At 69.8% G+C, this 9,285-nt stretch carries 8 protein-coding genes and 1 pseudogene; 5 read left to right on the top strand and 4 right to left on the bottom strand.

What is annotated here, in order from left to right:
- Window positions 1-294: 294 nt before the first annotated feature.
- On the bottom strand, window positions 295-1,956 hold the full coding sequence (locus BN12_RS16345; protein WP_048556505.1) for an APC family permease: 1,662 nt from the start codon (window positions 1,954-1,956) through the stop codon (window positions 295-297).
- 173 nt (window positions 1,957-2,129) lie between these two features.
- Between BN12_RS16345 and BN12_RS16350 the strand changes: the two genes are divergently transcribed.
- A complete protein-coding gene (locus tag BN12_RS16350; protein ID WP_048554124.1) occupies window positions 2,130-2,531 on the top strand; it encodes a hypothetical protein in 402 nt (133 codons plus the stop codon).
- A 208-nt stretch (window positions 2,532-2,739) separates the two neighbouring features.
- Here BN12_RS16350 and BN12_RS16355 read toward each other — a convergent pair whose 3' ends face one another.
- Window positions 2,740-4,332 carry a helicase HerA-like domain-containing protein gene (locus BN12_RS16355; RefSeq protein WP_048554126.1) on the bottom strand — a complete coding sequence of 531 codons (1,593 nt, stop codon included), beginning with the start codon at window positions 4,330-4,332 and terminating at the stop codon, window positions 2,740-2,742.
- Window positions 4,333-4,450: 118 nt separating this feature from the next.
- On the opposite strand from BN12_RS16355, the gene BN12_RS16360 reads away from it, so the two are divergent.
- Both BN12_RS16360 and BN12_RS16365 read left to right on the top strand, forming a co-directional pair.
- The gene (locus tag BN12_RS16360; protein WP_048554127.1) at window positions 4,451-4,747 is read left to right on the top strand and encodes a hypothetical protein; all 297 of its coding nucleotides are present in this window, start codon (window positions 4,451-4,453) and stop codon (window positions 4,745-4,747) included.
- Window positions 4,748-4,792: 45 nt separating this feature from the next.
- Window positions 4,793-5,314, top strand: a complete 522-nt coding sequence (locus BN12_RS16365; RefSeq protein ID WP_048554129.1) for a LytR C-terminal domain-containing protein — start codon at window positions 4,793-4,795, stop codon at window positions 5,312-5,314.
- A gap of 147 nt (window positions 5,315-5,461) precedes the next feature.
- Here BN12_RS16365 and BN12_RS16370 read toward each other — a convergent pair whose 3' ends face one another.
- The gene (locus BN12_RS16370) at window positions 5,462-6,073 is read right to left on the bottom strand and encodes a DedA family protein (protein WP_327152661.1); all 612 of its coding nucleotides are present in this window, start codon (window positions 6,071-6,073) and stop codon (window positions 5,462-5,464) included.
- A 46-nt stretch (window positions 6,074-6,119) separates the two neighbouring features.
- Complete coding sequence (gabT, locus tag BN12_RS16375; RefSeq protein WP_048554131.1) at window positions 6,120-7,460, bottom strand: 4-aminobutyrate--2-oxoglutarate transaminase; 1,341 nt, start codon at window positions 7,458-7,460, stop codon at window positions 6,120-6,122.
- A 204-nt stretch (window positions 7,461-7,664) separates the two neighbouring features.
- Between gabT and BN12_RS26225 the strand changes: the two are divergent.
- Both BN12_RS26225 and BN12_RS26230 read left to right on the top strand, forming a co-directional pair.
- Window positions 7,665-8,477 (top strand): annotated as a pseudogene (locus BN12_RS26225) (transporter substrate-binding domain-containing protein); the annotation flags it as partial.
- Window positions 8,478-8,543: 66 nt separating this feature from the next.
- Window positions 8,544-9,167 (top strand): amino acid ABC transporter permease, encoded by a 624-nt coding sequence (locus BN12_RS26230; protein WP_048556507.1) that lies wholly within the window; start codon window positions 8,544-8,546, stop codon window positions 9,165-9,167.
- The last annotated feature ends 118 nt before the right edge of the window (window positions 9,168-9,285 follow it).

Raw genomic sequence — 9,285 nt, forward strand, 5'->3', positions numbered from 1 at the left:
TCGGGAGTCGAGGTATCAAGCGACCTTGCGCAAGTGACCAGATACCACCACCGCATCGGCGTCTCGGGAGTCGAGGTATCTGAGCACCGCCAGATGGTCATCAGATACCTCCACCCGCCGAGGCGTCTCGGGAGTCGAGGTATCCAGCGTCCGTGCGGAAGTCGCCAGATACCTCCACCCGCTGGGGCGTCTCGGGAGTCGAGGTATCTGAGCACTTCCAGATGGTCGCCAGGCACCTCGACCGACCGGGCGCCCTCCGCATTCGAGGTGTCCCGAAGCCGGCGGCCGGCCGGCTCAGGCCGGGGTGGCGCCCAGCGCGGCCTCCTCGGCCTCCGCCTCCGCACGGACCTCCGCGATGTTCTTCTCGACCGTCTGGCGGTCGAGACGGAGCGTGTACGCCAACCAGTAGATGAGGGCGGAGAAGACGAACGTCACGGGGAAGGCCGACCCGAAGTGGATGACCCCGAGCCCGCCGGCGTAGTCGCCGAGCCAGGAGATGATCGCGAGGCCGGCGAGCCACGGGATGTACCAGATGCCGGCACGCCAGTGGAACGTCGTCGGCAGGCCATTGCGCCGCCGGTGCCAGATGTTCCCCAGCAGGGCGATCCCGCCGAGCAGGCAGGCGATGAAGAGCTTGTAGTCGGTGTCCCACCCGGTCCAGTAGACGATGAGGTTGGAGGACCAGAACGCGAGGAACGGGATGACGTGCCCGGCCGGGACCCGGAAGGGACGGGCATGGTCGGGCTGCTGCTGCCGGAGCGCCGCGACGGCGAGCGGGCCGGTGCCGAACGACAGGACGGTCGCCGAGGTGATGAACCCGACGAGCTGCTGCCAGCTGGGGAACGGCAGGAAGAGGATGAGACCGACGAAGAATGCGAGGACGAGGCTCCCGACGGGGACGCCCCGGCTGTTCGTCCGAGCGAGTCCGTCCGGCGCGTTGCCGTTGCGTGCCATCGCATACGAGATGCGCGAGGTGACCGTCGTGTAGATGAGCCCCGTATCGGCGGGCGACACGATGGCGTCGACGTACAGCAGGACGGCCAGCCAGCCCAGGCCGAGGATCGTGGACAGCGCCGCGAGGGGACCGAAGTCGTTCTCGAAGCTCAGCTTCGCCCACCCGTGCGACAGCGCCGACGAGGGCAGCGCGCCGATGAAGGCGATCTGGAGGCCGATGTAGATGAGAGCCGTGAGGACCACGGACCCGATGACGGCGAGCGGCACGTTGCGCCGGGGGTTGTCGGTCTCGCCGGCGAGCTCGATGCCCTGCCGGAAACCGAGATAGGAGAAGACGATCCCAGAGGTCGCGATGGCGGTGAAGACGCCGTGCCAGCCCGCCGGCCGGAAGCCCTGCGAGGAGAAGTTCACGCCGTGGAACGTCGTCACGAGGAATGCGACGATGACGAGGCAGATGATGAACAGCTTCCACCAGACGAGCGCGCTGTTGACCCGGGCGAACCAACGGATCCCGAAGTAGTTGATGACGACGAACAGCGCCATCGCGAGAACGGCGAACGTGAAGCCGAGCGGGGTGAGGGTATGCACCGAGCCGGTGGCGAGGACGTGCTCCTTGGTGAAGGGCGCGTACTTCGTCGCATACTGCAGCGCTCCCTCGACCTCGATCGGAGCGACGCTCATGCAGGCGACCCAGGTGATCCACCCGGTCACGAAGCTCGCGAAGCCACCGAAGGAGATGTGGGGGAAGCGGACGACCCCACCCGACAGCGGGAACATCGTCCCGAGCTCGGCATAGCAGAGGGCGATGAACAGGATCATGATGCCGCCGAGGGCCCACGATATGACGGCCGCGGGTCCCGCCGTCGTCGACGCGTTCAGGGCGCCGAACAGCCAACCCGAGCCGATGATCGACCCGACGCTCGCGAACAGCAGGCCGACCCTGCCGACGTGTCGCTTGAGCTCGTGCTGCTGGTCTGGTCTCTCAATGGTGGCACTCGCCATCGCGGACATCCTCTCGTTGGTTCCGGAGGTACGGCCGACATGCCCATGTGACACGGGGTCACTTTCGACTCTCACTCCGATCCGGCCAGGGACCCATGACAAATGTCATGGGGGCGGGGAACGTCTGGTTGCGACATGGTCACGGCGTCGCGCTGTCTGGGACGATGGCGGTGATGATCACCGTGGACCTGGCCCGTGCGCTCCTGGCTGGCGGAGTCCTGTGGCAACCGCAGGCCGGCGACCGGTTCGTCATCGACAAGCCGGCTCTCACCGACCAGGTCTTCTGGATCAGCGACCTGACGATCGAGGTGCACCACGTCGCGGGCCAGTCGGTCCTCGGGTTCAACGGGACGACCGAGTGGGCCCTGGACTCCGTCGACCTCGACCAGGCCCTTTGGCTCCCGCGTGAGGACCAGCTGCGCGAGCTTCTCGGGGACCGGCTCGTCCGGCTCGATCGTCTCGACGGCGACGCGCGCGAGGCCGGCAGGTGGCGGGTCACCCTCGCCGACGGCACCGAGGTGACCGGTGACGACGTCGAGACGGCCTACGCGACCGCCCTCACGGCATACCTCTGACACCCGACCCTGACCCGGCCATGGCCTCGGCGGATTGTCACCCCGGGCGGCCGTGCCCGTGTTATCGGGTGACCCCGGAACCCTGATCCTCACCCGACAAGGAGACCGGGGTGAAGCTCAGTCTTCCGGGGTGACCCGATAAAGCGGGTGTCGTCGCGGGGGCCGGGGCGGGGGCGGGGCGGGGCGAGGGGGGCGGAGGAGGGAGACCTCAGCGACCGCGCTTGGCGGTGCCGAAGATGGACCGGGTGATCTCGCGGCCGACGACCGTGCCGGCAGAGCGCAGCATCGACTTGAAGGCGCCCGAGGAGACGATCTGCTCGACGACGCTCGGCTCGGGCTTCGCCTGGCGGGTCGGCCGAGGGGCCGGTGCGGGGGCGGGCGCCGGGGCCGGAGCGGGCGGGGCCGGGGTGGCGTCGTCGGCCTTGGCGAGCCGGGCGTTGAGCATCTCGTATGCCGACTCCCTGTCGACCGCCGTCGTGTACTTGGCGGCGACGGCGGAGGCGGCGATCGCGGCCTGGAGCACCTCCGGCGTGGAGGGTGCCATGAGCGACTGCGGGGCGCGGACCCGCGTCCAGGCGACGGGGGTCGGCGCACCGCTCTCGGAGAGGACGGTGACGATCGCCTCGCCGGTGCCGAGGGACTGGAGCAGCTCCTCGAGGTCGTATCCGCTCTTGGGATACGTCGAGACGGCGGCCCGCAGCGCCTTGGCGTCGTCGGGCGTGAAGGCGCGCAGGGCGTGCTGGACTCGGTTGCTCAGCTGGGCGAGGACGCTCGCCGGCACGTCCTTGGGGGACTGGGTGACGAAGAAGACGCCGACGCCCTTGGAGCGGATGAGCCGGACGGTCTGCTCGATGGAGGCGAGGAACGCCTTCGAGGCGTCCTTGAAGAGCAGGTGCGCCTCGTCGAAGAAGAAGACGAGCTTCGGCTTGTCGGGGTCGCCGATCTCGGGCAGGTCGTGGAAGAGGTCGGCGAGCAGCCACATGAGGAAGGTCGAGAAGAGCGCCGGCTCGTCGGCGACGCCGGGCAGCTCGAGGCAGCTGATGACGCCTCGCCCGTCGGGGGCGGTGCGCAGCAGGTCGGCCGTGTCGAACTCGGGCTCGCCGAAGAACTCGTCGGCGCCCTGGTCGGAGAAGGCGATGAGCTCCCGGAGGATGACGCCGGCCGTCGCCGAGGACAGCCCGCCGAGCTCCTTGAGGTCCGCCTTGCCCTCGTCGGATGTGAGGTACTGCACGACGGCCCGCAGATCCTTGAGGTCGAGGAGGGACAGCCCGCGTGCGTCGGCGTAGTGGAAGACGAGCCCGAGGCTGCTCTCCTGCGTGTCGTTGAGGCCGAGGACCTTCGAGAGCAGGGTCGGGCCGAAGGAGGTGATGGTCGCCCGGACCGGTATGCCGGTGCCGTGGCCGCCGAGCGCGTAGAACTCGGTCGGGTATGCCGTGCCCGTCCAGTCCTCGCCGATGTCCTGGGCGCGGGCGGTGATCTTGTCGTTCGGCTCGCCGGGTGTCGCGAGGCCCGACAGGTCACCCTTCATGTCGGCGACGAACACCGGCACGCCGCCGGCGGACAGCTGCTCGGCCATGACCTGGAGGGTCTTGGTCTTGCCCGTCCCGGTGGCCCCCGCGACGAGCCCGTGCCGGTTGAGGACGCCGAGGGGGATCCGGACCTTCGCGGTCGGGTAGGCCTGCTTGTCGACGACGGCCGCGCCGAACTCGAGGGTGGGGCCGGTGAAGGCGTACCCTGCGGCGATCTCGTCGACCTGCTCGTTCCCCGTCGAGGTGGGCTGCGTTGCGCTCTCGTCCGTCACGGTGCCGACTCTACTGTTGCGGTCCACGATGCGGCTCCGTCATCAAACTTCGGTAACACCCTGGCGTGCGGAGGCTCCGGCGGGACCGGGAGGTGGATACACGGCCTATCGTGTCGGCGTGATCTTCAAGGCCGTCGGTGACACTCGCCCCTATCCCGACCATGGCCTGACCTCGACGAAGGACTGGTCCGACGTCCCTCCGCGGCTCGTCCGGCTCGACGAGCTGGTCACGACGAAGCGGACCCTCGACCTCGGGGCCCTGCTCGCCGACGACTCGACCTTCTTCGGCGACCTGTTCGCCCACGTCGTCGACTTCGAGGGGACCCTCTACCTCGAGGACGGGCTCCACCGTGCGCTGCGTGCCGCGCTCCACCAGCGTCCTACCCTGCATGCCCGGGTGCTCGTGCTTGACTGAGCGCACCGGCTGCCGGGGGCGGCCACGGACCGGGAAGGGGCGGGCATGAGCGACTACCTCACCGAGTCGGACCTCGCCGAGCAGCGCCACCGGTCGCGCCGGCGCCGGACGGCGATCTCGCTGTCGGTCGTGGTGCTCATCCTCTTCGGGGCGTTCTGGTACTCCTACAGCTACTTCAAGGGGTCCTCGGGCGACGCCTCGGCGACGCCGACGACCGTCTGCAGCGGGGGCAAGCCCGTCAAGGTGACGGTGAATGTCTACAACGCGACGACCCGCCAGGGACTCGCGGCGGACACCGCCTCGACCCTCCGCAAGCGGGGCTTCACGATCGGGTCGGTCGCCAACGACCCGCTCCACAAGACGATCAAGGCCTCGGCCCAGGTGCGCTACGGTCCCGCCGGCGTCAAGCTCGCACCCGTCGTCGGCGCCACCGTCAGCAAGCCGGTCATGGTCAAGGACAAGCGCAAGAGCGCCACCGTCGACCTCGTGCTTGGCAACGGCTTCAAGGCCCTCACGGCCGCCCGCGCCGTGTCGGTCACCTCGTGCACGACGCAGGCCACGAAGTAGCTGCGACGTCGCTCCTCGAACCCCGGCCCGGATGACTCCGGCCCGGACCGCTGCCCGGAGACACCTCACCCGATCGGGTCGGTGCACCACCCGCCGCTTGTTGCCCTCGGTGAAGACATCCCACCCGATGGGGGCCGGCACCCTCGATCAGGCGTCCACCTGCCGGTGGCGCCGGACCTGCCAGACGACGATGACGCCGACGACCACCACGGCCGCGCCGATGGCGGTGCCGGTTCCGAGCCAGTGCTCGAGCCGCTGGTAGGACTGGCCCGCGAAGTACCCGGCGACGGCGACGGCCGTCCCCCACACGAGGCCGCCCACGGCATTCCAGGTCAGGAACGTGAGGTAGCGCATCCGGCTCGCGCCGGCGAGCGCCGGCATGACGGCCCGGAAGAAGGCGGTCCACCGGCCGAGGAAGACTGCGGATCCGCCGCGGCGTCGCAGGGTGTCCTGAGCCCGGTCGATCTGCGCGCGCCGCCCGTCGAGGCGCCGGTGTCCGAGCAGCCGCGGCCCGAGGGTGCGGCCGACCTGGTAGCCGACGGAGTCGCCGATGATCGCCGCGGACACGACGACGAGGACGACCGCCCACAGCGCGGTGTGCCCGACGCTCGCCGTGACGCCACCGACGATGGCCGCGGTCTCCCCGGGAACGACGAACCCGACGAAGAGCGCGTCCTCGGCGAAGACGGTGATCCAGACGACGGCATACACGAGCCATGCCTCGGCCTGCAGGACGTGGTCGACGACCCAGCTCACCACGAGCGGGACGCTCCGGCGCCGCGGGCCGAAGGTGTCCGGTATGCCGTCAGCCGGCTGCCTTCTCGAACGCCGCCTCGAAGATGTCCAGGCCTTCGGTCAGCAGCTCGTCGCTCGCCGACAAGGGCGGGAGGAACCGGAAGACGTTGCCGTACGTGCCGCACGTGAGGGTAACGAGGCCCTCGGCGTGGCAGTTCCGGTTGACGGTGGCGGTCAGCTCGGACGCCGGGGTGAGGTCGCCGCCGCCGTTGACGAGCTCGATGGCCAGCATCGCGCCCCGGCCGCGGATGTCGCCGATCTGGGGGTACCGCTCCGCGAGCGCCCGGAGGCGGGGCAGGAAGATCGCCTCGACCTGCCGGGCCCGGGTGGCGAGGTCCTCCTCCTTCATCGTCTCGATCGCGCCGAGGGCGGCCGCGCAGGCGACGGGGTTCCCGCCGTACGTGCCGCCGAGGCCGCTCGCGTGGATGGCGTCCATGATCTCGGCGCGACCCGTCACGCCGGCGAGGGGCAGCCCGCCCGCGATGCCCTTGGCCGTCGTGATGAGGTCGGGGACGACCTCCTCGTGCTCGGAGGCGAACCAGTCGCCGGTCCGGCAGAACCCGGTCTGCACCTCGTCGGCGATGAAGACGATGCCGTGCTCGGCGCACCACTCGGCGAGGCTCTTGACGAATCCCGGGGCGGGCACGATGAACCCGCCCTCACCCTGGATCGGCTCGAGGATGACCGCCGCGCAGTTCTCCTCGCCGACCTGCGCGTGGATCATCGTCGTCACGACGTCGAGGGACTCCTTGGCGCAGTCGGCCGGACCACCGGGCCACCGGAACGGGTAGCTCGCGGGCACCCGGTAGATCTCCCCGGCGAACGGGCCGAACTTGTGCTTGTACGGCATGTTCTTCGCCGTGAGCGCCATCGTCAGGTTGGTCCGCCCGTGGTAGCCGTGGTCGAAGGCGACGACGGCCTGGCGGCCGGTGTAGTGCCGGGCGATCTTCACGGCGTTCTCGACGGCCTCGGCGCCGGAGTTGAAGAGGGCGGACCGCTTGTCGTGGTCGCCGGGGGTCAGCTCGTTGAGCTGCTCGCAGACGTCGAGGTACTCCGCATACGGGGTCACCATGAAGCACGTGTGGGTGAAGTCGTCGACCTGCTGCTGGACCCGCTCGACGACGTGGGGGGCCGCGTTGCCGACCGTCGTCACGGCGATGCCGGACCCGAAGTCGATGAGCTGGTTGCCGTCGGCGTCGACGAGGATCCCGCCGCCGGCCCGCTCGACGTAGACGGGCAGGCCGACCCCGACACCCGCGGAGACGGTCGCCGCCTTCCGTCGGTGCAGCTCCTCGGACCGGGGTCCGGGGATGGCGGTGGACAGGATGCGCCGTTGCTCGATCGTGCTCACCGGCACAGTATGCCGTCCCGCGGACGCTCCCCGGTGCCCGGGGATGGCGGGCCAGGATCGAGCCCGTGGAGGTCCCGGACCGAACCGGTATCGACCGGTCCCGAGCCCCCGGCACCCTCGGAGCCGGGAGCGGCATCCGTGGAACCTCCGGCGCGGCATACCCGGATCCATAGGTGGAGACTTGGATAGGCATAATGTGGCCTTATGTATCACCTCCGGGATCGGCCTGTCCGTCCGATCCGTCCCCTCGCCGCCGCGACGATCGCCCTCGGGGTCCTCGCCGCGGTGCTCCTCGGGTCGCTCGTCCCGCCCGCCGCGCGGGCGACGGCCGCGCCTGCCGCCCGGCCCGCGGCCGTCACCGCCGACGCGGTGCCGAACCCCCTCCGCGTGGGGACGGAGGGGGTGTATGCGCCGTTCAGCTACCACGACGCGCAAGGGAAGCTCACCGGGTTCGACGTCCACCTCATGGATGCCGTCGCGAAGAAGCTCGGCGTCCAGGTGCAGTACGTCGAGACGCCGTGGGACTCGATGTTCGCGGCCCTCGGGGCCAACCGGTTCGACATCGTCGCGAACCAGGTGACCAAGACCGAGGACCGGGCCCGGCTCTACACCCTGTCCGACCCCTACATCGAGACGACCGGCGTCCTCGTCGTGAAGAAGGGCAACGACTCGATCCGTACGATCGCTGACCTCAAGGGCAAGCGGGCCGCGGAGAACCTCACGAGCAACTGGTCCCAGATCGCGCGCGACGCGGGGGCGACGATCGTCGGGGTCGACGGGATGACCGAGGCGATCGCCAACCTCACCCAGGGCCGCGTCGACGCGATCGTCAACGACAAGCTTGCCGTCCGCAACTACCTCGCGACGAACCCCGACGCCGACATCGAGATCGTCGCGGAGACCGGCGACACGAGCGAGTCCGTGTATGCCGCGAAGAAGGACGTCACGTGGATGCCGGCGGTCAACACCGCCCTCGCCCAGCTGAAGGCCGACGGGACGATCCAGAAGATCTACGACCAGTACTTCACGGCCAAGCCGACGAAGCCGAGCACGTGGGAGCTGGTCAAGGACAACCTCGGGCCGATGCTCAAGGCGACGGTCGTCGCGACGATCCCGCTCACCGTCATCAGCTTCGCCGTCGGCCTGGTCATCGCACTCCTCGTCGCCCTCGGCCGGATGTCGCGCAACCTCCTCCTCTCGGGGATCGCGCGGTTCTACATCTCCGTCATCCGCGGCACCCCGCTGCTCGTCCAGCTCGTCATCATCTTCTATGCGCTGCCGTCGCTCGGGATCCGCATCCCGCCGTTCCCGTCGGCGGTCATCGCCCTGTCGCTCAACGTCGGCGGGTATGCCGCGGAGGTCATCCGCTCGGCGATCCAGAGCATCCCGCGCGGACAGTGGGAGGCCGGCGAGACGATCGGCATGGACTACCGGACGACCCTCCGGCGGATCATCATCCCCCAGGCCGCCCGGACCGCCGTCCCGCCGCTGTCGAACACCCTCATCTCGCTCGTCAAGGACACCTCCCTCGCCTCGGCGATCCTCGTCGTCGAGCTGTTCCGGCAGGCCCAGATCGCGGCGGCCCCGACCTTCCAGTTCCTCCCGCTCTACACCGTCGCCGCGCTGTACTACTGGGTCATCTGCCTGGTCCTGTCCTTCCTCCAGTCCCGCACCGAGACCCGACTGAACAGGTTCGTCGCCGCATGACCGAGAACACGCCCACCCCTGCCCCCGATGCCTCTGCCGGCTCCGAGCCCTCCGCCGGGCCGCCGTCAGCCGGGTCGCCGCCTGCCGGGTCGCCGCCTGCCGGGTCGCCGCCTGCCGG

This window comes from Nostocoides japonicum T1-X7, assembly GCF_001046855.1.
Classification (GTDB): Bacteria; Actinomycetota; Actinomycetes; order Actinomycetales; family Dermatophilaceae; genus Nostocoides; species Nostocoides japonicum.